The organism is Sorangium sp. So ce124 (assembly GCF_051525235.1).
Taxonomy (GTDB): domain Bacteria; phylum Myxococcota_A; class Polyangia; order Polyangiales; family Polyangiaceae; genus Sorangium; species Sorangium atrum.
In genome coordinates, this window is sequence record NZ_CP150312.1 from 404,565 (window position 1) to 429,810 (window position 25,246).

Consider the following 25,246-nt stretch of genomic DNA (forward strand, 5'->3'; position numbering starts at 1 on the left):
GCGGAGGTTGCTTGCCATCGGGGCGCCGCGCCGAACTGAAGCGGCGCACGCGTGTGATGAAGGCTAGGGGGCGTGGCAGGGGAGAGGACGCGAGCGCGACGCGCCCGCGGTGCTCAGCGCCCCTTGCGCTTGGCCTTCGCGACGGGGGCGCCGGTGAGGAACGCGCCAGGCTCGGCCTCTGGCTCGGCGGCGTCGCTGTCGCTGTCGTCGTCAGTCTCCTCGTCGGCGGCCTCGCTGGCCGGAGCGGCCTTGGAGGAGCTGGCGCGGCGGAAGCCGAGCTCGCGGAGGACCCTGCGGTCCTTGATGGCGGTCTGGACGATGGTGCTCCACTCCAGGTACCAGTCCCAGAGCTGCTGCTCGGCCGTGTCGAAGTCCTCGTCGGCGGCGGAGGCGGGCGGGACCTCGGCGGTGGGCTCCAGCTTTCCTGCGCGGGCGAGGAGCTCTTTTGCCTCGTCGACGACGGCCTTGGTCAGGCCGCGCTTGGTGAGCATCTTGCGGGCATCGTCGCCCTGGGCGTCGGGGCCGCCCTTTTCCTTGGACCTGGCGAGTCTCTCCCAGCGCTCGACGAAGGTGCCGACGGAGACGAGGACGGCGGCGCCCTCGGTCTGGGCGAGGTTGCGGAAGACGAAGGCGTACGCCTGTGGGGTGTGGCGCTTGAGGGTGGCAGACGCGATGGGGAACCACTTGTTTTCCCAGGCATCGAGCTCGTTGATCAAACCGGTGTCGGCGGCGGCGGCGGTGGCGACGAAGCCGAGGCGGGTGCGGGTGACGCGCTGGAGCAGGCGCCATCCCTCGGCGAGATCGTCATCGGAGAAGCCGTGGGCGACGAGCGCCGCGGCGACCTTGTTCTTGCGGAGCCCCATGAGCAACAGGAGCACTCGTTCGGCCTTCTGACCTATCGTGAGCTTGGCCATGATTCACCTCCCAGCGTGCGGAGGTAATCAGGAGATGGATGGCTGTCGATGCATGGAGTGCGTCCGTAACGTGCTCTGCGCGCTCGCCGGGCGGGAGCACCGGCACGGACGGGCGGGCGCTGAGGGTGGCGGACGGGGGCCCCGGCTTGGCGCGGGCGAGCCCCGGAGCGGCGGGCGCGAGCCCCGGGTCGGCGGGCGGGAGCCCTGGGTCGGCGAGCGGCGTCCCCAGCTCGGAAGGTGAGCGCCCCGCGGGGGGCCAGGCCGGCGCGCTGGGGGATGAGTCGGGCGATGTGGGGGGCGAGCCGGTGGACGCGGGGATGACGTGGCGCAAGGCGGGGGATGAGCCCGGCGCGCCGGGGGCGGCGGCGCCGGAGGCGGGGCGGCGAACCGCGAAGGCGGGGGACGCGGCGGCAGGGCGGCCGGAAGGACGGAAGGGTTGGGCGAGGGGAGGAGGAGGTGTGGTAGAAGAGGGCGGGAGCACCGGCTGCGAGCGGTGGCGTGGCGCGAAAAGCCCGGGGGGCGCTCGCAAGGCCGCCAGGTGTTTGAAAAGACGATGGATTTCAAGATGGCCGGGCGCTCGCGGAGCGGTCTCCGGCAGCCGGAACGGGGGGCGGGATGGGAACCTCTCGCAAACCCGTTTGCAAGTACGCGAAATGCCAGGTAGGCCTGGGAGGCCTCTCTCCGCCGCTGAAAGGCGGCGGCCCCATTGAAGCTGCGGCCAATAGGCCATGTAAGCGCCGATGTCCCCTGCTCTCCGCCGCTGAAAGGCGGCGGCCCCATTGAAGCACCGCCGGGCCGATCCCGAAGGTCGAGGTCAACGCGTCCTCTCCGCCGCTGAAAGGCGGCGGCCCCATTGAAGCAAGAAGGCGATCCCCGCGATCGTCCCGATGAAGGCGCCTCTCCGCCGCTGAAAGGCGGCGGCCCCATTGAAGCGACGACCACGAGCCATGCAGCAAGATCGACGGCCCCACGCTCTCCGCCGCTGAAAGGCGGCGGCCCCATTGAAGCATCGGGGAGATGGCCCGCATCATGCACGACGCTGCTGTCTCTCCGCCGCTGAAAGGCGGCGGCCCCATTGAAGCAAGGCGCGCACCGGATTCCCGCCCTACGATCGCTTCTCTCCGCCGCTGAAAGGCGGCGGCCCCATTGAAGCCAGGAGCGCGTCTCGGGGCTCGAGGCGCCGGCCGACATCTCTCCGCCGCTGAAAGGCGGCGGCCCCATTGAAGCCAGGGGGGCATGGGCCCGGACAGCCTCGTCGAGTACGCCCTCTCCGCCGCTGAAAGGCGGCGGCCCCATTGAAGCGTCACCGTGCCGGACATGACCGCTTGAAGCGCGAACTCCTCTCCGCCGCTGAAAGGCGGCGGCCCCATTGAAGCCCATGGCCGGGCTGCCGCGGGACGTGGGACACCATCTCTCCGCCGCTGAAAGGCGGCGGCCCCATTGAAGCCCGCTGCACCCACCCGAAGTCGAAGTTGAGCGAGTCCTCTCCGCCGCTGAAAGGCGGCGGCCCCATTGAAGCCAGGCGGCGGTCGGGCTGAGGCTCGCGGAGCTCCAGTTTCTCTCCGCCGCTGAAAGGCGGCGGCCCCATTGAAGCGAGGCCTAGTGCGTGCCGCCGTGCGCCGGCGCCTGCGGGCTCTCCGCCGCTGAAAGGCGGCGGCCCCATTGAAGCCGAGAGCTAGCAGATGAGCTAGCGCGCTGCTAGGAGCCTCTCCGCCGCTGAAAGGCGGCGGCCCCATTGAAGCGCGATCGGCTACTACCGGCCGGCGGACATGAGCTTTCTCTCCGCCGCTGAAAGGCGGCGGCCCCATTGAAGCGGCTCGATGCTGGCAGATTACAAGCGCAGGGAGAGCACTCTCCGCCGCTGAAAGGCGGCGGCCCCATTGAAGCGGATGCGTGACAGATAGGTAGAAGCGGAAAAACCTGCTCTCCGCCGCTGAAAGGCGGCGGCCCCATTGAAGCGCGGCCTGCACGATGTCGGCGCCGCAGCGGTAGTTGCGCTCTCCGCCGCTGAAAGGCGGCGGCCCCATTGAAGCCTGAAGCACGCGCACGAGGCGAACGTGCAGCAGACCTCTCCGCCGCTGAAAGGCGGCGGCCCCATTGAAGCTCCCCCTCCTCCCGGCGGGCGGCGCTGACGATGAGCCCTCTCCGCCGCTGAAAGGCGGCGGCCCCATTGAAGCCAGAAGCGCCCGCAGCAATCGTAGTTCCACCGCTAGCTCTCCGCCGCTGAAAGGCGGCGGCCCCATTGAAGCCGCTTCCTCTACGCGCTCGCGGCGGTGCTGGACGCCCTCTCCGCCGCTGAAAGGCGGCGGCCCCATTGAAGCTCGACGTGCCACGTGCGGATCGTCACCGACCCCGAGCTCTCCGCCGCTGAAAGGCGGCGGCCCCATTGAAGCAATCCCAGGACGAGCGGCACCTCTGGCGTGACTGGGCTCTCCGCCGCTGAAAGGCGGCGGCCCCATTGAAGCACACCGGAGGCGTGCGATGACGACCATCACCACAGATGCTCTCCGCCGCTGAAGGGCGGCGGCCCCATTGAAGCCTGCCCTCGCTGATGAACACCAGAGCGCCACAACGATGCCACTCTCCGCCGCTGAAAGGCGGCGGCCCCATTGAAGCCGTCGGGGGTGCTCTTGCTAGACGGCGTTCGAAACGCTCTCTCCGCCGCTGAAAGGCGGCGGCCCCATTGAAGCCGAACGGTCGCCACGGCAGCCGCGGCAACCTCCGGACTTTCCGCCGCTGAAAGGCGGCCCCATTGAAGCGAGCAGCTCGGGCGGCACCGGACCCGAGGCCAATCGAGCTTTCCGCCGCTGAAAGGCGGCGGACCCATTGAAGCAACCCGCGCCAGCGCGCCACCCAGGGCGACGGCGCCGGCACTTTCCGCCGCTGAAAGGCGGCGGCCCCATTGAAGCAGGAGGCGCCCCGTCATCTCATGCAGCCACCCCACGATCCTCTCCGCCGCTGAAAGGCGGCGGTCCCATTGAAGCAAGTCCACCGCGCCCTCGGTGCAGGCCCACGCGAGCTCTCCGCCGCTGAAAGGCGGCGGCCCCATTGAAGCGGCTGCGAGGTGAGCGGCTCAGGCGCGCGCCCGGTCTCTCCGCCGCTGAAAGGCGGCGGCCCCATTGAAGCATAGCGCTTGCCATCATAGACGCCTACAAGGCGCGTCTCTCTCCGCCGCTGAAAGGTGGCGGCCCCATTGAAGCACCGCGAAGACATCTGGAGCGAGGGACTGAGTCGCGTTTCCGCCGCTGAAAGGCGGCGGCCCCATTGAAGCTTCTCCCTGGTCGTCGCGGTCGTCGCGCTGTTGCTCCTGTCCGCCGCTGAAAGGCGGCGGCCCCATTGAAGCGACCTTGGCCGTGTAGTACTTGGGGCGCTCCTTGCTCCCGCTCTCCGCCGCTGAAAGGCGGCGGCCCATTGAAGCTCCGTGGCCACCATGTAGTACGCACCCAGGTCCCCCTGGCTCTCCGCCGCTGAAAGGCGGCGGCCCCATTGAAGCCCCACCCCCCGGCGCGCCGTCATCGAGGCGTACGAGCTCTCTCCGCCGCTGAAAGGCGGCGGCCCCATTGAAGCAGCAGCGGCACCTTGCGCCCCGTCGTGTAGTGGGCGCTCTCCGCCGTTGAAAGGCGGCGGCCCCATTGAAGCTCGGCGACCGCCGTGCCGGTTGCCCCATCGCCTCCTCCTCTCCGCCGCTGAAAGGCGGCGGCCCCATTGAAGCGTGGCGAAGGGCGGGCTCCGGGTGGATCGGCGAGGTGGGCGCTCTCCGCCGCTGAAAGGCGGCGGCCCCATTGAAGCTGGCAGCTCGCCGGCTTGAGCATCATCGCGGCGCGCCTCTCCGCCGCTGAAAGGCGGCGGCCCCATTGAAGCTGGCCTGGGGTTGCACGAGGTCATGTGCAGCAGGACTCTCCGCCGCTGAAAGGCGGCGGTCCCATTGAAGCTTGTAGTTGAACTGGTTCGGGTGCGCGTTGTTCGCGACTCTCCGCCGCTGAAAGGCGGCGGCCCCATTGAAGCGTGGAGAAGGTCGAGCAGGCCTGGCTGGCCGCGGGGCGCTCTCCGCCGCTGAAAGGCGGCGGCCCCATTGAAGCAGCCGCGAAGCGAGCTTGCTCGACGCATTCACCAGCTCTCCGCCGCAGAAAGGCGGCGGCCCCATTGAAGCCTCACCCGGGGCTGGTCGCTCGGGAGCCGCGCGGCGCCCTCTCCGCCGCAGAAAGGCGGCGGCCCCATTGAAGACGGCATCCAGGTCGAGACGCAGCGTTTCCCTGAATAGGATCACGACACTTCAGGCGAACCCTGGTGTGACAGGGCGCCGACGGTGGCACGCTCGGAGCTCCACGAGGGCACCCGCGGGCCTGCTGGTGGCGACGTGGACAGCCGCGCGGCGCCCCAGGAGCACGACGCCGAGACCTCGCTCGCGGAGCTCGCCGCCGAGGGTCACGAGCTCAGCGGCCTCCGCCTCGACCCCGCGGCCGGTCCACAGGCCGTGGCGCCACGCACCCCCAAGCACACCTCTCCGGTTCGGCGACTGTCCGCGCATTGAGGACGGACAACCTGGCGCTCGGGGCGCGATCCACGGCCGAGCAATGTCCTAGCGCTTTGGTGGGGGCGCTTGCTTCTGGAGAATGTGCGGGCGAGCGTGCGCGAGAGAGAAAAATCGCGGGGTGGAGGCAATGAGCATGGGCGAAAGATCCAGACCGGGGCGATGGAGGACGATCCTTGCTGTCGCTGTGGCCGCCCTGGCGCTCGGCGCGGCAGGGGCCGGGTGCTTGTGGAAGTTCGGGGACGACACGTTCGGGAGCTTCTGCGCGGCGGCGGTGGGCGGCGAGGAGCACTGCGTGGGCGAAAATCAGGGGCCGGGCGCCGCGTGGGCCCAGGCCGAGAAGGACGGCGCTCTGCCCATCGAGCTGTGGGCCACCTGGCCGAACAACAAGACGCCGGGGGAGATCGTCGCGAGCGAAACCTCGCTCGGCGTCTGGTTCGGCCACATCGACGAGGCGATCGCGTACGTGCGCGACGACGCGAGGAACGCCGAGTCCCTGCGAGCGACGCTCGCGGGCAAGCTCGCACGGCTACTCGACGAGGCGAGGGACCGCCAGAGGGTGCTGCTCGCGGAGACGCCGGTCGACGCGGCCGGCAACTTCACGGCGGCGATGATCGAGAAGGCCAGCGCCGAGAGGGAGCCGCTCGCCGCCACGCTCGCGGCCGACAGGCAGGCGATGGCGGCCGTGCAGGTGATCTTCGACCAGGCCCGGGACGAGGCCGCCCCGCTGCGATCGAAATACGCGGGCGTCGCGGCGCGCTTCGCCGCGTACCGCGCGACCGAGGCGGCGGAGACGGCGGCATACGCGGAGCTCTCGGCGCAGGCGTCGCGGTCGGACATCGACGGCCTCGACGGCGTGGAGCAGGCGGTGCTCGCGGCGGCGCGCGAGGCGAGCCGCTCGCCCGGCGAGCTCACCGCGGAGATCCTGAGGTGGTCGGCGACGCTCCAGGTCTTCGCGGCCTCCTTCGATGAGGCGATGGCGCCGCACAGGGAGCTGCTCGCGACGCACGGCGCGGTGCTGCCGGACATGACGTCGGGCGCGCTGCGCTCGCTGAACGCGATGCTGGGTTACGTGAAGGGTCGCGTCGCCCGGAGCGACGCGACCGCGGCGGCGCTGCTCGGCGGCATTGCGCTGCGCCGGCAGGCGCTCCGTGTGCTGGAGATGGACGAGGGGGCGCGCGAGGCGGTCGCGGGCGCGCGGATCCGGAAGGCGTCGGAGGCGTTCGGGGAGCGTGCGCGCGCGCAGGTCGCGGCGCTGTCGGCGGCGCCGCCGGTGAGCGAGGAGCTCGGGCTGCCGCTCTTGGCCGAGCGGTGCGGGGAGCTAACGGCGATGGTGCAGATGCGCTCGCTCTGCGAAGCGGCGGGGTCGTCGTGGCGGGAGGCCGGGTGCGCCGAGCTCCGAGGGCGGTTCGACGCCGCGGAGGCCGAGCTCGAGACGGGGCTGCCGCGGAAGATCGCGGCGGGGCTCGCGAAGCTGCGAGAGAAGGGGATGGCCGCGGCGGCGCTCGACGCGGTCGAGGCGAGGCTCGACGCGGGGGACGTGAAGGGCGCCGCGATCGCGTATGACGCCGCGGTGCGCGGGTCGGAGGGGACATGAGGCGGTCGAAGAAGAACGTTGCGCCGCGTGGCGCTCGCGCCGCTGTGCTGCAAAAGGTTGTCGCGCTGGTCACGATGGTGGCGGTGCTGGCGCCGTCGGTGGGGTGGGCGGGAACGCCGTACACCTTGCTCTGGAACGAGCGCGAGGACGCGACCTCATGCGGGAAGGCCGAGTTGGAGAGGGAGGGGGAGGCATTCTTCGAGGTGAACCAGACGCCGCTGCCCACGTACTCGGTTCCGGACGCGCTGCGGATCGAAGCCGATGGCTCCCAGAGCAACATCTTCGACGCGGAGTTCGACTCGGTGCTGCTCCGCACGGGCAGCAACGACTTCCACTTCCGGGTCCACACCGTCAACGGCGGCGACTGGTGTACCCACTCGCACGAGGTGGTGCACCTCGTCTCGGAGCCGCTCGGGCTGAACAAGCCGCTTTTCGATATCCGCCGTGATGGGGCCGGCTTCGAGGGCAACAGGAGCGTCGACCTGAGCCTGACGGAGATCAACCCGGCGCTGGCCCGCGACATCGAGATCCTGCTGGCCGAGGTCGCCAAGGAGCGCGCGGCGCTCGTGGCGAACGCACGGGCGGTGGGCCTGCTCGCGGAGAAGATGGACCTGCTCCAGCAGCTCGACACCGAGCTCAAGGACCTTGTCGGCCGGCCGCTGGACGAGATCTCGCGGACCGACCTCGAGGCGATCCTGGACCGGTATGAGGACGCGGTCGCGCCGGAGACGCGCGCGGCGATGGAGCAGCTCGTCGACGACCTGAAGAAGAGCGTCAGTGATCTCGAGGACGAGGTCGCGCGGCTGATGGACGAGTTCGGCGCGCAGGCGGACGAGGTCGCGGACCTGGCGACGGAAGACGCACGCGCCGAGGGGTGGGACCCGGACGACCCGCAGGCGTACGCGCTCGGGGAGAGCGAGGTGCCGTGGGTCGATGTGCCGGACATCGCGGAGGTGGAGGGGGCGTTCGACGACGGGAGGGAGCCCTATGCCGCCTACGCGGACGCGGTGCTCGCGGCGCTGGAAGCGGACGTGAGCGGCCGGGTGGTGATCTTTCGCGCGGACTTCGTGGCGAACGTGAGGGCGTGGCGGGCAAACAGCGCGGCGCTGGAGATCGCGCTGCGCGACCGGATGGGCGTGTCGCTCGCGGAGACCAACGCGTTCCTGAAGGCGCAGAACCGGATCACCGGGTTCGTGCGGCAGTTCATGGATGCGTCGGACTGGTTCGAGGACTCGCCCGTGCCTGCCGACCTGCGGGCGCAGGTGGACACGGTGCTGAAGCCACGGTTCGATGCGCTCGCGGACCAGATGAAGGACAACCTCAACCTGTGGACGGGGGGCGGGCTCGACCTGGAGCAGACGCAGCTCTACCAGACGATCAGCGCGTTCGCAGGGGCGATGTCGACGGTCGCTGAGGGGTTCGAGGCGTACGCGGAGGTGATGCAGACGCTGGTGCACGCGACGACGCGCATCGGGGTGGGGTTCGTGCCCGTGGTCGGGCCGACGCTCGACCTGTGCGAGGCCGTGACCGGGAAGGCATTCTGCCTGCCGTCGGGACGAGAGCTCAGCGACGAGGAGCGGATCTTCTCTGGGGTGGGGTTCGGGGTCGCGGCGATCGGGCCGATGTGGCGCGCGGTCAAGACCAGCAGCGGGCTGCGGCCGGCCGCGATCCGGGTGGCCGGGGAGATCGCGGAGATCGAGGAGGCTTTCGCCAAGATCGTGAAGACGAACCGCGTCAGGGGGTACAAGACGCTCACTGGGGCGATCACGAAGTTCGAGGTGGACATCTTCGAGAAGAAGGCGGCCAAGTTCCTGGTGGACGACGGTCGATCGCTCGTCGGGGTCGGCGATGACGGCGTGCGCGAGGTGGTCGGCATTCCAAAGCACTCAAGCCCTGGTGGCAGCGAGGGGGCGGCGCCCGACTTCGTGTCGATATCCAGCGGGCACCAACTGATCGTGAGCGAGGCGAAGGGCGGAAAGATCCCGGTCAGCAAGGTGCGCAAGCAACTCACGAACGCGATGAAGGCGCTGAAGGAGAAGGGGCTGGATGGGGACGTGGCGCGGTACGAGCTCATCATGGAGCAGGGCGCGAAATTCGACGATGAAAACATCGTCGTTCGGGACGGCTACCTGTTCAACTTAAGCACGCGCAAGAGAGTGACCCTGATAGACTCCGACAAAATCATCATGGTGATCCGGCTATGAGCGAATCAGAACCTTGGTTCTATGCGTGGTGTAACGACGCAGAACGGCTCGACGCGTTCGCCGCGGCGCTGTCGGCGCTCGTCAGCCCGGGGGCTCTCATCAGCCTGATGATGAGCTCCGAGGAGGGGTGCGAGACGCGCTCCGTGGACGAAGTGCTCGCGATGATCCGCGTCCACTTCGGAGGAACGAACAACGCTCATCTCCTCTCCGGCATGAGGCTGAACGATTCCGAACGCGACATGATATTCGAGCTCAAGTGCTACACCGACGAATGCGAGCTTCGCCATCCTTGGGGCCCGCTCCGCTTGAGTGCGGGCGAACGCACGTGGGATTTTTTCCCCTTTGAGATCCTCGTGGGCAGCTATGGCCCGCGCTTCGTGGAGGCCGAGGCCGTGGTCGCCTACCACATGGTTCAGGGTGACATCGAGGAGCTGCTGCTTCGCCTCTGCGCACCCGATGCGAGCGGGCGTGTGCCGACCGGCGCCTGCACGATCAACCAGGAATGGCGCGCCCCGGTCGAGATGTGCGCGACCTACAATGCGAACGCCGCGGAACTCGCGCGCGACCTCGCCCTCTCCTGGGTGAGCATCCACGACAAGGAGAACGTCTCGCGCATCGCGGGCATTTCGCTGGAGGCGCTGCACGCGCGGGTCGACGCCGCGCCGCGCGGCGCGCGCGTGCCCATGAAAGGCGGTAGCGAACTCACGCGTTCGATCTCGCGCGAGACCGTGCTGAAGGCGCTCACAACGCCGCCGGCGACGCTGCTCGAAGCGCTCGAGGCGGCCGCGGTGCCTGACGACGCATGGCGTGCTGCCGAGCCCCAGGCGCAGGAAATCATGGATCTGCTCCGCCAGATCGACGAGGCCGCCGAGGGCGAGGGCCCGCCCGCCTGGCGAGCAGACATCACGACACGCGGCCACGTCCGCTTCCTCGAAGAGCACGCCCCCTTCCACGTGCGTCGCCTGCCGAGCGGCGGCGTCGTTCTGGCCACCCACCCCTACCGCACGCTCTGGCCGCTCTGGGCCGATGCGCTCTTCGTGCTCGGCCTCATGTCCTGACGCAGGTCGTGCACGTTCTCCCAGGGCGTTCGACGACGGGAGGGATCCCTATGCCGCCTACGCGGACGCGGTGCTCGCGGCGCTGGAAGAAGCGGACGTGAGCGGCCGGGTAGTGATCTTTCGCGCGGACTTCGTGGCGAACGTGAGGGCGTGGAGGGCCAACAGCGCGGCGCTGGAGATCGCGCTGCGTGACCGGATGGGCGTGTCGCTCGCGGAGACCAACGCGTTCCTGAACGTGGATTTCGGTGCGCCAGGCGAAGCCTGGGCGAGGAGGACGTCATGTAGGATAAGCTGAAACCTCGCGAAGGGACCCAGCGGGGTCGAAGAGCGGGGCATGCATGGGAGGGTCCCCCAGGAACCTGGGAGGCCCCGACGCCTCCACCGAGAGCTGGAACCGGCGAGCAGAGCGAACGCAGAGCGGAGCGGGGGCGCCGGGGAGTCGGAGTGCCGCAGTACGAGCGAAGAAGTGGGGGAACCGACCCAAGGGATCCCGCAGAGCAAAGAGCGGCACCGGAACACGGAACTGTTGGAGAGAAAGATGACGGGGACGCTGAGCTCCGATGCCATCTCTACGAAACTCGAACGGATAGCGAAGCTGGCGAGGGAAGTGCCCGAAGTGGCGTTCACGACGCTCGCCCATCATATCGACCTAGACTGGTTGCGCGAAGCGTACCGACGCACACGCAAGGACGGCGCGACGGGCGTGGACGGACAGACGGCGGAAGTGTACGCCGCGAACCTGGAGGACAACCTTCAGCAACGATTTCGCGGTGCGCGAGGCCGCGAATGCAGCTCGGAGGCGTTTTCTGCTGCGCACGGCTGTCCGGCTTGAGTCGACCGAACGTGCGCCGGAGCTCGGCGTCGACATCGAGCTCACGGAGGAAGACACCGAAGCCGACCAGCCCCGCCACGCCGGTGAGCGTCGTCTCCGTCGCGCGGAGGTGCACCGCACGCGGATCGGGACGGCGGACGCGGGCGCGTCGAGGCGGGGTCGGTTTAGGCTTGTTTCGGCGGATGCGCCGTCGCACCTTCGAGGTGCTCGGCGTGCGCTTGCGTTGGGTCATAACAAACGCAACGGCTGCGCACGCCGAGCCTTTTCTTCAATGCATTCCGTTTTGCGGCGTCAGTTTGCCACTTTTTTGAATGGCTCAGGACGCGCGAAATCCAGGCTCAGTTGACAACGCCGTAGCCTTCGGCGTTACCATCCTCCGGCATGAAGCGGATCACATCTTGGCCGGTCATGGCCGGGCTCGTCGTCATCGCTCTCGGCTGCAGCGGCGGCGGCGCGGGCGCCGGCGGAGCGGGCGAAGCGGGCGCCGGCGGAGCGGGCGAAGCGGGCGCCGGCGGCGGCGCAGGCGGAACGAGCGACGGCGGCGGCACGGACGGCGCTGCTGCGGGCACCGGCGGAACGACCTCTGCGGCCGGCACCGGTGGATCGCTCGCGGGAACGGGCGGTGGCGGGGATGGCGGCGGCGCGGCGGCCGGCGGCAGCGGCGGCGATTCGGGCGCGCAGGGTGGCGCCGGTGGCGGCGCGGGCTCGACCTATCGGCCCTGCCCGACCGACGGTACGGCGTGCAAGATCATGCCGTTCGGCGACTCTATCACCGACGGATACAACGGGGACACGCCGGGCGGCTATCGCGTCGAGCTGTTCCGGCTCGCGCACGCGGCGGGCAAGAACATCACGTTCGTCGGTTCGGGATCGAACGGACCGAACACCGTTGGCGGCGTGGCGTTCCCGCACAACCACGAGGGCCACAGCGGCTGGACGATCGCCCCCGCCGGCGGAAGGAGCGGCATCTCGACGCTGGTGTCGACCGTCATGCCGCAATACAAGCCCGACATCGTGCTCTTGATGATTGGAACCAACGACGCAATCGACAATTACGACATGCCCAACGCCCCCAAACGTCTGGGCGCGTTGATTGACAGCATCTACGAGCAGCTCCCCAGTGTTCTCATCGTGGTGGCCGCGCCCGTCCCGTCGCGCGGCGATGCGAGCAAGGGCGACGACACCGCGCTCAGCGCGCGCATCAAGACCTACGACGACGCCATTCCGGCGGTGGTGAAGGCCCGCGCGGACGCAGGCCGACACATCATCTCCGTCGACATGTACACGCCCTTCAATCCGAACAAGACCACGTTGCTCGAAGATCAGTGGCACCCCAACCTCCAGGGCTACGTGCTGCTGGGCGAGCAGTGGTACGCGGCGTTGCAGCCTCTGCTCTGACGGCGCGGTCGCTCAAGGGAGGCGCGCGGAGCCCGACGCCCGGCGCGGCGTGTGCAGGCTCGACCAGGGGGTAGGTAATCTCAGCCTTGATTTCGCGCCCACGGGGCACGAGTGAGCCGACGGCGACGCGCGCCATGGCTGTGTTGCGACTCTCGAACCGTAGCGAAGCCGAACCGTGAACGTCCTGCCAGGCCCAGATCTCCACGCCGCGGCGATCGAGGGCGCGCGCCGACGCTCCACCGGCGTTGACGCCGCTCAGCCGGCCGCCGACCATCCGCTCCTGTGCAGGCGCCCTCGCCCTCCGCCCTCTTCCAGCTCCGCGTCGACGCGCCCGGGACACCCGATCTGGAGGTCGTGCGCTTTCGAGGGATCGAGAGGCTCTCTCGCTGCTTCTCCTTCGATGTCACCGCGCGGCTCGACGCCTGGGCGATCGATGAGGCGACCCTCGCCGCGGCGCTGATGGAGCGGCCCGCGTCCCTTCGCGTGCCCACCTCGGCGACCGAGGCGCGCGCGGTGACCGGCGTCGTCACCCGGGTGAGCGTCGAGGGCGCCGACGGCGACGGGCGCGCCGTCGTCCGCGTGCGCATCGAGCCGCGGCTCGCCCTCCTCGGCGAGGGGCGGCAGAGCCGGATCTTCCAGGAACAACCCCTCTCGGGCGTCCTCGGCGCCGTGCTCACCGAGGCGGGGCTGCCCCACCGCTTCTCCCTCGCCGCGCCCCGGCCCCCGCGCGTCTACTGCGTCCAGCACCAGGAGAGCGATCTCGCCTTCATCGCCAGGCTCTGCGCGGAGGACGGCGTCTTCTTCTGGTTCGAGCCGCCCGAGGGCGGCGATCCGGCGGCGCCCGAGGTGATCGTCTTCGCCGATTCCCCCGGGGCCTATGCGCAGATCGCCGGCGATCCCACGCTCGCCTACCGCCAGGCGACCGGCGCCGCCGCGCTCGCTCCCGAGGAGCGGCACGTGACGCGGTTCGTGCGGAGGCAGGCCAAGGCGCCCCGCGGCGCGCGGGTGAAGGGCTTCGACTTCGCGCGGCCGGCGCTCGATCTCGGCGCGACCCGAGGGGAGGCGATCCGGGCGCGCACGACGTACGATCACCACGATCACGACGAGAGGATCGACGCCGGCGCCGAGCGGGCGCAGATCGTGCTGGAGCAGGCCCGGGCGCGCGCGGATCTCGGCGAGGGCGCGTCGTGGTGCCGGCGGCTCGCGCCGGGGCACAGGTTCTCGCTGGAGGGCCACGACGTCGCCGCGCTCAACGGGCGCTACGTGCTGACCCGGGTCGAGCACGAGGGCCACAACGCGCACCTCTCGGGCAGCGACGGGCCGAGCTACGAGGCGCGCTTCCGCTGCGCGCCCGAGGCCGTGCCGGTGAGGCCGCCCGCGCCCCGCGCGTCGGTGCGGCAGGCGCTCGAGACCGCGACCGTCGTCGGCCCGCCCGGCGAGGAGATCCACACCGACGCGCTCGGCCGCGTGAAGGTGCAGTTCCACTGGGACCTCGACGGCGCGCGCGACGACAGGAGCTCGTGCTGGCTCCGCGTCGCGACGCCGTGGGCGGGCGCGGGCTGGGGCTTCCAGTTCGTGCCTCGCGTGGGGATGGAGGTCCTCGTCGGCTTCCTCGGCGGCGATCTCGACCGCCCCGTCGTCGTGGGCGCGCTCCACAACGGCCTCCACGCGCCGACGCACCCGCTGCCGCGCTCGCGCTCGCGGAGCGGCATCCGCACGCAGTCGACGCCGGGCGGCGGCGGATACAACGAGATCGCCTTCGAGGATCGGGCCGGCGGCGAGCAGGTGGTGATCCGCGCCCAGCGCGATCTCGACGCCTCGATCGAGAACGACGCCACGGAGACCGTCGGCCGCGACAAGACCCTCAACGTCGCGGGGAAGCAGGTCATCCGCGTCGAGGGCGACCGCGACGATCACGTCACGGGGGCGCTCGTCGAGGTCGTCGAGGGCGGCGCGTCGAGGAGCTGCGGCGGCGACGCGCGCGGCCGCACCACCGGCAGCGTCGCGGAGGAGATCCTCCAGAACCGGAGCGTCGAGGTGCACGGCACGGACACGGCCACGCTCCACGGCGGCTCGACGACCGTGGTGGGCGGCCCGCACGTGCTCCGCGTCGACGCCGAGCACACGCTGCTCGTGGGCGAGGGCCGCGACGACGGTCAGGCCGAGGTCTCGGTGTCGCGCAAGTACCTGCTCTCCTCGGGCAGCGTGATCCGCGTCCGCGCCGAGGACTCGATCGTGCTCGAGTCGGGCCAGAGCTCGATCGAGGTCACGCCGAAGGGCGTCGTCATCCGGGCGAGGTCGATCGAGATCGTGGGCTCGGAGCGCGCGTCGCTGTCGGGCCCGGGCCCGGCGGTGCGGCTCGCGAGCGACGCGGAGATCGTGTCGAAGGTCGTCAAGATCTACGGCGAGGAGGCCTCGATCGAGCTCGGCAAGAAGGCGAGCGTGAAGGGCGAGCAGGTGCTCCTCAACTGCGACGAGGGCGCGCCCGAGCCGCCGGAGGACGGCGAGGCGCCGCCGGGGACGAAGAGGTTCAGCCTCCGGCTGACCGACGAGCGGTTCGAGCCCTACGCCGGCAAGCGGTTCAAGATGGTGTGCGAGGGCCTGAAGCTCGACGGCGAGACGGGCCGTGACGGATCCATCGAGGCGGACGTGCCGGAGGCGGCGAGGACGGCGGAGATCACGCTGTGGCTCGGCGAGTTCCCCACGGGGCAGGTGCGGCGCTACTCGATCCAGATCGAGGACCTGCCGGCGCCGACGTCGATCGCCGGAGCGCAGATCCGGCTCAAGAACCTCGGTTATTACCGGGGCGCGGGCAAGGGGGAGATCGACGACGAGACGCGCGCCTCGCTGCGGAGGTTCCAGAGCGACCACGCGCTGGAGCCGACGGGGGAGCTCGACGGGGCGACCGCCGGGTCGATCGTCGAGCGGCACGGGAGCTGACGCGACGCCAAGGGAGAGAAGAGACGATGCCTGCTCCGAGCGCACCGATGGGAGTCAAGGTCCCCGCAGGCGGCCCTGGCCACGCCTCGCCGCCAGCCGCGTTCGAGGCCGAGCCGCCGCGGCTCACGACGTGCCTCAACATGACGCCCGTCGACTACCCCGACGGGACCACGGGCGCGCCGGAGTTCCCGGCGCACGAGCTGGATCTCACCGACGCGACGAGCATCGAGCAGATCCTCGCCCACATCGACGCGCGGATCCACGCCCCTCTCGACGACGCGTGGGCCGGCCCGCCGGGCACGGACGGCGAGGACGAGTGGGTCGACGACCCCGCCGAGGAGGCCTGGGCCAAGGCGCTCAGCGAGGCGATGTTCGGCCAGCGGTACGGGGGGCCGGGGCAATGCTACTTCGGGGATTCGAAGTGGGACTCGTTCATCTTCTCGCGGATGCAGAAGACGTCGATCGACTACATGAGCCAGAAGGTGTGGGGCGTGCGCAAGAAGGCGACCGCGCCGGCGACCTGGCTCGAGGTTCAGATCTTCGAGAAGCAGATCGAGAAGGACGGTCGCAGGATCGAGTCGGCGATGGAGGACAACGACGACCCGGCCATCTCGATCTGCTGCGCGTGTGAGCACAATGCCACGTACGGAACGATCATGCGGGGCTTCACGCTCGAGCAGCACCTGAATGGCGCCGGCTGGGCGGCGGGCCAGAACCCCGGACGCCCCATCTTCGACGCCGGGCAGTTCGCGGGCGGCAAGTGGTATCCGACCAAGGAGGCGACGCTCGACGTCGCTGCTGGCCTGGAGAAGACGCCGCCGATCGGCCCCGGGACGATCTACTGCTATAACCCCTTCGGGGACAACAAGATGGTGACCGGCTTCGTTCCCATCGGGTGGATCGAGACCGATGCGCATGGCGCGCCCGCGATCAAGGCCCAATTCAGAGAAAGGACGCTGAACGACATCACCGAGCGCAAGTCGCAGTACGGGACGCCGAAGCGGCAAGTCGATGATCCGACGGAACAGCTCACGAAGGTGGAGGAGCTGAACTTTACTCCCTCGACACCGACGTCGGAGTCAGACGCCGCGAACATGCTCGTCGGCGTGCCCCTCCCCGCGACCGGACAGCGCAAGGGATCTCACATCTTCTTCGTGCTCCGCGTGAGCAAGGACAAGAAGCGGATCCAGAAGTTCGACACCAGCAACGGCCACCCGCTCGACAGGCACGTAGGGGACACCGTGATGGACCCGCTCGGCAAGGAGGGGATCTACGATGGCATCTCCCTCACCGCGGCCCCGCCAGGCAACGTTTTCTGCGGGATGGGCGTGCTGCCGAGGGCCCCCGTGGCGCTCGACACCATGGCCGACCACATCCGCCGCGCGCGGCCCATCAGCCTCATGCGCCTCGTGATCGCGGAGCGCCGCCCTGGGCCCGAGCTCAGCGATCGGCATGTGCTGTTCGTCAGCAAGCTCATGCGGATGTACGATGACGATGGGCAGAATTTCTGGGTGAGCAAGTGCGCATGGTCCCTGCGCAACACCCCCGGGTTCACCAGCCTCCAGCCCTGGTGGATCATCTACATCCCGCGCATGGAGCTCGCGAGGATGATGTGGACCAAGGGCGCACGGAGCCGGAAGCTCTCGGAGATGGCACGCGACGTGTCCGTCATCCGCCGCATGAGGTTCGACAAGGAGCAAGCGAAGAAGACGAAGAAGGATCCCCCGCCCGCGCCAGGGCTCCGCTACGGTGAGGACTACGTGGCGCAGATCATCCTCACGAACGACGACCGAGGAGGCGCGCTCTACTGGAGCCGGGCTCGGTCGGAGCTCAGCTTCGGGGTGACGAACGAGCAGATCCAGGGCAACCCGTTGCCGAACGCGATCAAGGACAGCGTGGCGCCCGTGGCGCGGCAGGGGCGCGATCCCAAGCTCGAGGTGCCCTGGAACGGCGAGCGCTTCGACGACCGTTACAGCGATATCGACATCACGATTCCATCGCTGTTCCGTGACGGCGAGGACACGAGGAGCGCGAGCGAGCATGACGCCGAGCCCATCGCGACCGACGATGACCACGCCGAAGAGCTCAGGATGAGCATGATCGACGACGAACCGAGGACGCCGGGTGAGGTGGAGCTCGCATGAGATCGGTGGTAGCGTCTCTGCTTACCGGACTCATGTTCGTGTTCGGCTGCTCTGGAACGCCGCCGCCCCGACCGCTTCGGTCCGCACCGCCCGCGGTGACACGCCCCACGGCGGCAGCGACGGCGAGCGCTCCGCCAGCAAGCCCGAAAGACTGCGCGAAGAGCGCCACGATCGAGGAGTGCACGTCGGCGTGTAATCACGGCGCGCTCGCGAGCTGCGTCCGCGTCGGGGAGATCCGGACGCAGGCCGATCCCAAAGAGGCGGCGACCGTGCTCGAGAAGGCGTGCAACGGCGGTGAGCAAAGCGGCTGTGAGCGCCTCGCGCAGCTCTACCTCGGCGGCGCGCTGGAGAGGGACTATCCGCGCGCAGCGGCGCTCTATACCAAAGCCTGCGACGCCGGATATCAACCTGCCTGCGGTCGCCTGGCCGACCTCCGTTTCCGGAGCGAGCCGGGCATCGAGGCGCACACGGACGAGGAGTTCACCGCCGCGATCAAGCTCCTGGAGCGCGCCTGCGACGCCGATGATCCCAAGTCCTGTGGTACGCTGGGGGCGATCCATTTCACGGCGATCCATGTGCCGGAAGATCAGGCCAAGGGATCCGCGCTCCTCGCAAGAGGATGCGCCATGGGCAACGAATGGAGCTGCGGCCATGCAGCCGAGATGTGGGCCCGCGCGGACCTCCCCGCCCTCGGCGACATCAAGGAGCATGAGAGATGGGCGCGGGTCAACGAGTTCGCCAAACGTCAGGTGGCGCTACGCAAGGCCGCCTGCGAGGACACGGGCCGATTTTGCAACCTGGTCGCCAAAGAGCATATCACCAACGCGCGGAGCGTCCTCGGCGAGCTCTGCCGAACCCGCAACAACATCGCCGCATGTAACGATCTCGGGCTGATGTACGACGAGGGAGAGCAAGGCGACAGAGACTACGTGGCCGCAGCAGCGCTGTTCGAGATCGCGTGCCGAGGCGGCGCTGAGCCCTCCTGCTTCGAGCTCGCCAGGTTTTACAAATTCGGCTACGGCGTGCCGAAGGATCCGCGCAAGACGTTCGTGCTCACCGAGCGGAGCTGCGCGCTCGGCTATACGCCTGCCTGCGACATCCTCGGTACACTTTATCTCAACGGGGAGGGGACGGGACGCGATATCCAAAAATCGCTCGATTTCCGGCGAAGAGCCTGCGGCTGGCACGACAGGAATGCATGCCGTACCCTCGGAGTCTGGCTCATCTCCCACGACGGCGAGGAGGTACGGGAGGGAGAAGGGATGCGCGAAGGCGCCGAGCGTCTCCGCGAGGCATGCAATGGCGATAGCAGTCCGAGCTGCCTCGATTACGCCCTGCTCCACGACAAGGGCTGGGGCGTGCCCAGGGACCCGAAGAAGGCGCGCGAGACCGCGCAGCTCGCGTGCGATCGAGGCGATCGCGAGGCGTGCGGGTGGCTGAAGAACCCCGCGCTCCACACCCCGAAATGGGTGAAGGAGCGCGAGCAGCGGCTGGCGAAGCGCAAGGCGCGCGGCGCCGCGACAGAGGAACCGAGATGAGCGCGGCAGAGCGAGGGCGGCAGGCAGGGCGCGCGCACCAGCGCGAACCGCAGATCGAGGGGCTCACGATCGAGCGCTACGCGGAGGTGATGGCCTATCGCCGCCACTTCCCCGCGGCGCGCGCGACCGAGGTGCTGCTCCGGCTCGGCGTCCAGCCGGCGCGCTGGGACGCGGCGACGCGCGGCTGGGGCACGGCGATGAGCAGCGCGCTCGCCCGCGACGAGCCGGAGATCCTGACGCGCTTCGCGAAGGCCCTCGCGACCCAGGAGCGGCGACTTCGCGAGTTCCCGCCGCGCATCGAGTCGCTCGGCGAGCCCGTGGCCCAGCAGGGGGACATCGACGGCGCGCGCGCGTTCGAGGGCGAGCGTGCGGCGGAGCGGCCGTCGTACCTGCGCGACGAGGCCGCGAGCGCGCCCCGGGAGGCCGCGAGCGCGCCGTGGCCCGCTCCGCCCGCGGAGCCGGCGCCCGGCGCGCTGCGGAACCTCCACGGGACCGCCGAGATGAGCCGGTTCGTCCCCCGGCCCCCGCTGCCCTTCCAGGAGCTCGATCCGGCGCGCGAGCCGAGCAAGAAGCGCTGATCCCGAGATGGGTTCGGGCCGGTCTCTTGGCAGGGCCCCCTCGATTGAACGGATGAATTTGGTCGAGCCCCGGCGCACCCGACGACCTGCAGCCCGACGCGGCAACGGGCGCAGGAGCTTACGGGATGCGAACGCTTCAATCGTATCGAGGCTCGCGGGACAGCGAGCCTGGCAGCAGGAGCAGCCCTGGCTTCCGGGGCCCGGCGGCGGGGGCCGGGGGCTTGCCCTTGCCCGTGTGGCCAGCGGCGATCGCTCTCTTCACCGCGGCCCTGGCCGGCTGCGCGCAGGGCGACGACGTGGGAAGGGGGCCGGCTGGCCTCTGGCGCGATCCGCCCCTCCTCGAACCGGCCGGCGAGGATCCGCCCGCCGACGCCGCGACCTCCACGATGGCCGAGCCCCGGGTCGACCACGACGCCGTCGTGCTCCACAGCGGTAAGGTCCTCGTCTTCGGGGGCGCGACGCGGATCCTCGTAGAGCCCGAGCCTCTCAGGTTGTTCGAGGACACGCTCCTGACCAGCACGGCGCTGTACGATCCGGCGACAGGGACATGGGCTCCGGCCGCGCCGAGGGCGATCACCGGTTCCGTGCCGGCCTCCCGCGTCATGGTCCTCCAGGACGGCCGTGTGCTCGTCGCGTCGGGGGTCTCGTTCGAGCTCTACAATCCCGCGCTCGATGTGTGGACCTCCACGGCCCGGATGCCCACCGCTCGCGCCGCTTCGACATGCGGCACAGCCATGCTGGCAGACGGCCGTGTGCTCGTCGCCGGCGGGAGGGTCCTGCAGGGACCCTCTCCGAGCCGCGGCGTCGCCGAGATCTACGATCCTGCCACCAACACATGGTCGGCGACCACGCCCATGCTGACCGCGATGAACGCGGTTCGCGGCGCGATCTCGCTGAAGGACGGCAGGGTCCTCGTCAGCGATGGTGTCTCCCGCTCCGAGCTGTTTGATCCGGTCTCGGCGACATGGACCCTGGGGCCGTCTCTCCGCTTCAAGGACATCGTGTCGCTGTCGGACGGCAAGGTGCTCATGATCCTGCGCCACGATGGCCCCGACGCCTTTTCCAGCGTCTATGACCCGGTCACGGACACCCAGACCGAGATGCCGCCGTTCGCCTTGCCGGCCGCGAGCGGGCTCGTGTCGCCGGCGCTCACGGCGCTGCGGGACGGCCGCGCATTGTTCACGGGCGGCTACACGCCCGAGACCAACTCCGAGGCGTGTATCGGTACTTCTCATCCGTGGGACTGCCCTGTTTACTACAAGTATTCTGGTGCCGTGTGGATGTTCGATCCGGTCGCCCAGCGCTGGACCCCGGCCGCGCCGATGAGGCTCCCCCGGGCTGGCCACACGGCCACGCAGCTCCTCGACGGCGCGGTGTTGATCGCCGGCGGCGACGTCGTCGACATCGTCGTCATCCCCGGGCTCGTCTCGACGACCAACGCGGAGCTCTACGTGCTTTCCACGTCTCCGCTCGGCGCGCCGTGCGACGATGGCGCCTCCTGCGACAGCGGCTTCTGCGTGGATGGGGTCTGCTGCGATGCCGCCTGTGACGCCGGCCCTTGCGATGCTTGCGTGGTGGTCGCCGGCGCCTCCGAGGACGGTCGCTGTGCGCCGCTCACGGGCACCGCCTGTGACGATCGGGATGCGTGCACCGATGGCGACATTTGCCAGGCGGGCGCGTGCGCAGCAGGCGCCGTCGACATTTGCGGCAGCGGAGGCGAAGGAGGCAGCGCTGGCGCCGGCGGCAGCAGCGTTGGTGAAGGAGGCAGCGCTGGCGCCGGTGGCAGCAGCGTTGGTGAAGGAGGCAGCGCTGGCGCCGGTGGCAGCAGCGTTGGTGAAGGAGGCAGCGCTGGCGCCGGTGGCAGCGGCGGTGCCGATGGCAGCGCTGGCGCCGGTGGCAGCAGCGTTGGTGAAGGAGGCAGCGCTGGCGCCGGTGGCAGCGGCACCGCTGGAAGCGCCGGCGAAGGTGGCAGCAGCAGCGACGGCGCTGGCAGCACCTCGCAGTCGTCCGGCGGCGATCCAGAGCCAAGCTCAGGCGGCGATGGAGACCACGCTGGAGGCGGCGGCGCTGGCGCCGGCGCTCCGGACGGCGGCGGCGACACGTCGATGAGCTGCCGAGTCGCGAGCCCTGGCCAGGCTCCCCCGCGGTGGCTCGGAGCGCTCTCACTCCTTGGCGTGCTGGGGCTGCGCCGGCGGCGATCCGGAGGCAGGTGATGGGATGACTCAGGAGATGCGATGGGCCCGGAGGGCACCTCGACATCCCGGCCGGTGGACCGACCGCGATGCTCTCCTGCGGCTCGGCCTCCCCGTGGAGCTGCAATCGGGTTGAAACCGCATGCAAACAGCAAGAAGATGAACCGCCAAAACGCCTAGGACGCCAAGAAACCAGGGAAATGAGAGGGGAGAACGCCGGGACGGCACTTTGTCCGTCGGGCGGCGTGCGTACAGGCGACGGGCTCGGCTCGGACAGGTCAGCGCGGCTGCAGGTCACCTCGCCCAGAGGACCGAGAGATCGAGCGCGATGGCGTGGAAGGGCTCGGCGCGGACGCGGGCGGCGTCGCGGTGGACGACGGCGGGCCCCCAGCCGCGATCCGCGCCGAGCACGTAGACCTCCAGCGTCCGGGCGATCGGGTCGACCAGCCACGCGTGCCGCACGCCCTCGCGTGCGTAGATCGGCATCTTGTCGTCGCGGTCGACGCCCTCCGTCGAAGGGGAAAGCACCTCGCAGATCCAGTCCGGGGCGAGCGCGAAGTACGCCGTGTCGGGCATCTCGGGCATGCGTTCGCGGCGCCAGCCGGCGAGATCGGGCACGAGCGCGTCGAGCTCGCCCGGCGCGTCCGGGTCGGGGAAGCGCAGCTCGATCGCGTCGATGATGTGCCAGCCGCCGGGCCCTCCGTCGCCCAGGTCGAACGGTCCGCCCAGCTTGATGCCTAGCCTGGACGACGCCCGTGCATGTCGCGGTGCCGGCCGAGGGAACACGTGCAGGGTGCCGCTGACGAGCTCCGCCACCTGGTGCGACGGAACGGCTTCGAGGTCGGCGTACATGGCGCGGCGCTGCTTCTCGGCGGCTTGGCGCATAGGGGCCAAGTCTGCGCGGGGGCGCACAGCGGGGCAAGGCGGTGAGGCGCAGGGTCGGGTTGGCGCGCCGCCCGGCTCGCTCATTGCGCCACGAGATCTCCTGCCAAGCGCGGCGCGACCTCGTAGGTCGTCTCGTATTGCGCGGCGAGGCCGATCACCGTGATGTCCTGATCGACCGCAAGCGACGCGGTGTCGATGACGGGTTGCCCGTCCACGATATGCACGAAGACCTGGATCTCGCCCGAGCCGTCGTCGATGTACACCTTGAAGCCGTAGGGCTGGTCGTCCTCCACGGCCTTGGTCACGCGGCCGCCCACGCTCACCAGCAGGCCCTCGACGGGCTCTCCGACCGCTCCGGTCGTCACGTCCTTCGGGCCGACGGCTCCGGCCTCGCCGAGCTCCGTGACCGAGGCTGCCTTGGCGTTGAGCACCGTCTGCTGGGCCGCCTGCCCGAGCGTCCCCGTGACACGCACCCGGGTATCGAGGCCGAGATCGAGCGCGTCGGGTAGGCTGACGTAGACGCCCCCGGTGTTGTCCTGCAGGGCGAAGCCCTGCTCGCCGGTCGCCGAATTGAATGTGCCGGGCGCGACGGTCACGACACCCTCGATCGTCGCCGTGGAGCCTTCGGCCAGGCCGCGGGCCTCGGAGATGGCGACCACGACCTCCTCGTCCGGAGCAGGCGACTCTTCGTCAGAGCTGCAGGCCGTCGTCGCGAGGACGCATGCGGTGATGGCGATCGAGACGATGCTGCGAGTCGAAACGGTCTTGCGCATTCCCCGTCCCTAGCCGTGCCGTCCCCCAGGGACAAGACATGGCCCCGGAGCGCTGCATGTCGCCCCTTGGCGCCAGCCCCCGTCGATTCCGTGACGATCCCAAGAATCCCCCGCAATTCTAAGCATGAGCCCTCTCTCTCCCGTCCCGCCCCCTCCCGCCGATCTCGTCCAGCACAGCACCTGGACGTCCATGCACGCGACCGCCGTCCACGTGCTCCCGGGGATGCTCCGCTACCTCGGCGTCGCCGAGGACGACATCGACGACCTCTCCCAGGAGGTCCTCCTGGGCGCGTACACCAGCCTTCCCCGGTACAACCCCGCCTATCCCGCCTCGGCGCCCGGCTCTGCCTCCCTGCCGCCGGCCGCCTCGCCGCTTCTCCAGCACTTCGCGTCCGCCGTGCCAGCGGTCGCCGAGGATGCCGCCCAGGAGCAGCAGGAGCAGGACGACCCCGCGTCGCTCCCTCGGCCGGCGCCGCGCGATCCCTCTCGGCCATCGCGCCCGCACGGCCTCGGCCCACGCTGGCGAGCCGAGTCCAGCTGGCTCTTCGGGATCGCCTGGCGAAAGGTCCGGCGCCATCTGGAGCGCACCTATCGGCGCCTCGAGGTGCCAATGGGCCTTTCAGACGAGGCATGCTTCCAGGGCGCCGACGTCGCGCCGAGCAGCGAGCAGCGCATCGCCACGAACCAGCGGATCGCGATCGCGACCCGCCTGCTGGCGACGATCGCGCCCGAGCGGCGCGCCATCCTGATCATGGCCGACATGGTCGAGATCCCGGTGCGCGAGATCGCGCGCTCCCTCGAGCTCAACGAGAACACCGCTTCGAGTCGGCTGCGCCTCGCGCGCGAAGACTTCCGCGCCGCCGTGAAGCGCCTGCGCCCCGAGGAGCAGCGAGCGCTCCGGTCCGGCCTGCTCATGGTCCCGCTCTTCTCCCTCGCCTCCTCGCGCTCTACCGCCGCGTCGCCGGCCGTCCACTCCGGCGCCTCCGCCATCGTCGAGACGAGCGCGCTCGCGGCCCGTCCCGAGCTGCCGAGCGATGTCGAAGCCCAGGATCTCGCAGATCGATCCGGGCGCGCCGCGCGTCTCGCGCGTCTGCTCGCCCGGTTCGTCCGCCCGGCGCTCGCCCGGTTCATCCTCCCGGCGCTGGCGTGGGCGACGGCAGGCATCGGCGGCGCCGCGCTGTTCGCCGCGCTCGCGCCAGCGCCGGCGCTCTGGGCCAACCGCCTGGGCCCGATCGCGACACCGCTCCTCCTCTCGCGTGCGGTCGACCTCGATGCGCGGCCGGCGACGAGTCCCGGGGGAAGGCCGCGCTCCGATGCGCCGCGAGCCGATGCCATCTCGGACAAGGAAGCTCCACCCTCTCGCGCGCCCACGCCCGCGCGGGCGGGCGTCTCCCGCCCGCGCAAACCCGCCGCGCCGGAGCAGCACGCTCCCTCCGACCAGGATCGAGAGCCGCTCGCCGACGAGCTGCAGCTGCTCGCCGCCGCCAGGCAGGCGCTGCTGCAAGGCGATAGAGCGACCGCGCTGGAGCGCATAGCCGCCCACGAGCAGCGGTTCCCCGAGGGGCGGCTCAAACTGACGCGCGAGCGGCTGCGATCGAAGGCCACGGCGGCGCAGGCAGCGCCGGCCGGCAGCGCGGCGGGGCAGACGCTTCCGTGACCGCG

The 25,246-nt window shown here is 70.1% G+C and carries 14 protein-coding genes, 1 pseudogene and 2 CRISPR repeat arrays; of the genes and pseudogenes, 12 read left to right on the forward strand and 3 right to left on the reverse strand.

Annotated features, from left to right (window positions below; genetic code table 11):
* Window positions 1-113 precede the first annotated feature (113 nt).
* Window positions 114-914: a hypothetical protein gene (locus WMF19_RS01535; RefSeq protein WP_437897445.1), complete on the reverse strand. Its 801-nt coding sequence runs from the start codon at window positions 912-914 to the stop codon at window positions 114-116.
* A gap of 677 nt (window positions 915-1,591) precedes the next feature.
* A CRISPR array of direct repeats spans window positions 1,592-3,605; the repeat unit is 36 nt; unit sequence CTCTCCGCCGCTGAAAGGCGGCGGCCCCATTGAAGC.
* A gap of 106 nt (window positions 3,606-3,711) precedes the next feature.
* Window positions 3,712-5,138: a CRISPR direct-repeat array (repeat unit 36 nt; unit sequence CTCTCCGCCGCTGAAAGGCGGCGGCCCCATTGAAGC).
* Between the two features lie 494 nt (window positions 5,139-5,632).
* Between WMF19_RS01535 and WMF19_RS01540 the strand changes: the two genes are divergently transcribed.
* The 11 genes and pseudogenes from WMF19_RS01540 (at window position 5,633) to WMF19_RS01590 (ending at window position 21,947) form a co-directional block, all read left to right on the forward strand.
* Complete coding sequence (locus tag WMF19_RS01540) at window positions 5,633-7,042, forward strand: hypothetical protein (protein ID WP_437897446.1); 1,410 nt, start codon at window positions 5,633-5,635, stop codon at window positions 7,040-7,042.
* A complete protein-coding gene (locus tag WMF19_RS01545) occupies window positions 7,039-9,246 on the forward strand; it encodes a hypothetical protein (RefSeq protein WP_437897447.1) in 2,208 nt (735 codons plus the stop codon). The genes WMF19_RS01540 and WMF19_RS01545 overlap by 4 nt, the downstream gene beginning before the upstream one ends.
* A complete protein-coding gene (locus WMF19_RS01550) occupies window positions 9,243-10,304 on the forward strand; it encodes a hypothetical protein (RefSeq protein ID WP_437897448.1) in 1,062 nt (353 codons plus the stop codon). The genes WMF19_RS01545 and WMF19_RS01550 overlap by 4 nt, the downstream gene beginning before the upstream one ends.
* A gap of 25 nt (window positions 10,305-10,329) precedes the next feature.
* Window positions 10,330-10,536, forward strand: a pseudogene (locus WMF19_RS01555) (hypothetical protein); the annotation flags it as partial.
* Between the two features lie 306 nt (window positions 10,537-10,842).
* Window positions 10,843-11,136 carry a hypothetical protein gene (locus WMF19_RS01560; protein WP_437897449.1) on the forward strand — a complete coding sequence of 98 codons (294 nt, stop codon included), beginning with the start codon at window positions 10,843-10,845 and terminating at the stop codon, window positions 11,134-11,136.
* Between the two features lie 408 nt (window positions 11,137-11,544).
* Entirely contained in the window at window positions 11,545-12,534 is a 990-nt protein-coding gene (locus WMF19_RS01565; RefSeq protein ID WP_437897450.1) for an SGNH/GDSL hydrolase family protein, read from the forward strand.
* Window positions 12,535-12,816: 282 nt separating this feature from the next.
* Window positions 12,817-15,474, forward strand: coding sequence for a type VI secretion system tip protein TssI/VgrG (gene tssI, locus WMF19_RS01570; RefSeq protein WP_437897451.1), 2,658 nt, complete (start codon window positions 12,817-12,819; stop codon window positions 15,472-15,474).
* Between the two features lie 47 nt (window positions 15,475-15,521).
* On the forward strand, window positions 15,522-17,618 hold the full coding sequence (locus WMF19_RS01575; protein ID WP_437897452.1) for a hypothetical protein: 2,097 nt from the start codon (window positions 15,522-15,524) through the stop codon (window positions 17,616-17,618).
* Between the two features lie 95 nt (window positions 17,619-17,713).
* Window positions 17,714-19,156 carry a tetratricopeptide repeat protein gene (locus tag WMF19_RS01580; RefSeq protein ID WP_437897453.1) on the forward strand — a complete coding sequence of 481 codons (1,443 nt, stop codon included), beginning with the start codon at window positions 17,714-17,716 and terminating at the stop codon, window positions 19,154-19,156.
* A complete protein-coding gene (locus WMF19_RS01585) occupies window positions 19,153-19,734 on the forward strand; it encodes a hypothetical protein (RefSeq protein WP_437897454.1) in 582 nt (193 codons plus the stop codon). Before WMF19_RS01580 ends, WMF19_RS01585 begins: the two co-directional genes overlap by 4 nt.
* A 125-nt stretch (window positions 19,735-19,859) precedes the next feature.
* Window positions 19,860-21,947 carry a Kelch repeat-containing protein gene (locus WMF19_RS01590; RefSeq protein WP_437897455.1) on the forward strand — a complete coding sequence of 696 codons (2,088 nt, stop codon included), beginning with the start codon at window positions 19,860-19,862 and terminating at the stop codon, window positions 21,945-21,947.
* A 273-nt stretch (window positions 21,948-22,220) separates the two neighbouring features.
* Here WMF19_RS01590 and WMF19_RS01595 read toward each other — a convergent pair whose 3' ends face one another.
* Both WMF19_RS01595 and WMF19_RS01600 read right to left on the reverse strand, forming a co-directional pair.
* Window positions 22,221-22,811, reverse strand: a complete 591-nt coding sequence (locus tag WMF19_RS01595; protein ID WP_437897456.1) for a Uma2 family endonuclease — start codon at window positions 22,809-22,811, stop codon at window positions 22,221-22,223.
* An 80-nt stretch (window positions 22,812-22,891) separates the two neighbouring features.
* Complete coding sequence (locus WMF19_RS01600; RefSeq protein ID WP_272097361.1) at window positions 22,892-23,584, reverse strand: DNA-binding protein; 693 nt, start codon at window positions 23,582-23,584, stop codon at window positions 22,892-22,894.
* A 124-nt stretch (window positions 23,585-23,708) separates the two neighbouring features.
* Between WMF19_RS01600 and WMF19_RS01605 the strand changes: the two genes are divergently transcribed.
* The gene (locus WMF19_RS01605; protein ID WP_437897457.1) at window positions 23,709-25,241 is read left to right on the forward strand and encodes an RNA polymerase sigma factor; all 1,533 of its coding nucleotides are present in this window, start codon (window positions 23,709-23,711) and stop codon (window positions 25,239-25,241) included.
* The last annotated feature ends 5 nt before the right edge of the window (window positions 25,242-25,246 follow it).

Coding starts and splice junctions, on each gene's coding strand:
- WMF19_RS01600 (WP_272097361.1), bottom strand. CDS start 23,584: ATGCGCAAGACCGTTTCGACTCGCAGCATCGTCTCGATCGCCATCACC.
- WMF19_RS01585 (WP_437897454.1), top strand. CDS start 19,153: ATGAGCGCGGCAGAGCGAGGGCGGCAGGCAGGGCGCGCGCACCAGCGC.
- WMF19_RS01535 (WP_437897445.1), bottom strand. CDS start 914: ATGGCCAAGCTCACGATAGGTCAGAAGGCCGAACGAGTGCTCCTGTTG.
- WMF19_RS01550 (WP_437897448.1), top strand. CDS start 9,243: ATGAGCGAATCAGAACCTTGGTTCTATGCGTGGTGTAACGACGCAGAA.
- WMF19_RS01565 (WP_437897450.1), top strand. CDS start 11,545: ATGGCCGGGCTCGTCGTCATCGCTCTCGGCTGCAGCGGCGGCGGCGCG.
- WMF19_RS01575 (WP_437897452.1), top strand. CDS start 15,522: ATGGGAGTCAAGGTCCCCGCAGGCGGCCCTGGCCACGCCTCGCCGCCA.
- WMF19_RS01590 (WP_437897455.1), top strand. CDS start 19,860: ATGCGAACGCTTCAATCGTATCGAGGCTCGCGGGACAGCGAGCCTGGC.
- WMF19_RS01545 (WP_437897447.1), top strand. CDS start 7,039: ATGAGGCGGTCGAAGAAGAACGTTGCGCCGCGTGGCGCTCGCGCCGCT.
- WMF19_RS01605 (WP_437897457.1), top strand. CDS start 23,709: ATGAGCCCTCTCTCTCCCGTCCCGCCCCCTCCCGCCGATCTCGTCCAG.
- WMF19_RS01560 (WP_437897449.1), top strand. CDS start 10,843: ATGACGGGGACGCTGAGCTCCGATGCCATCTCTACGAAACTCGAACGG.
- WMF19_RS01595 (WP_437897456.1), bottom strand. CDS start 22,811: ATGCGCCAAGCCGCCGAGAAGCAGCGCCGCGCCATGTACGCCGACCTC.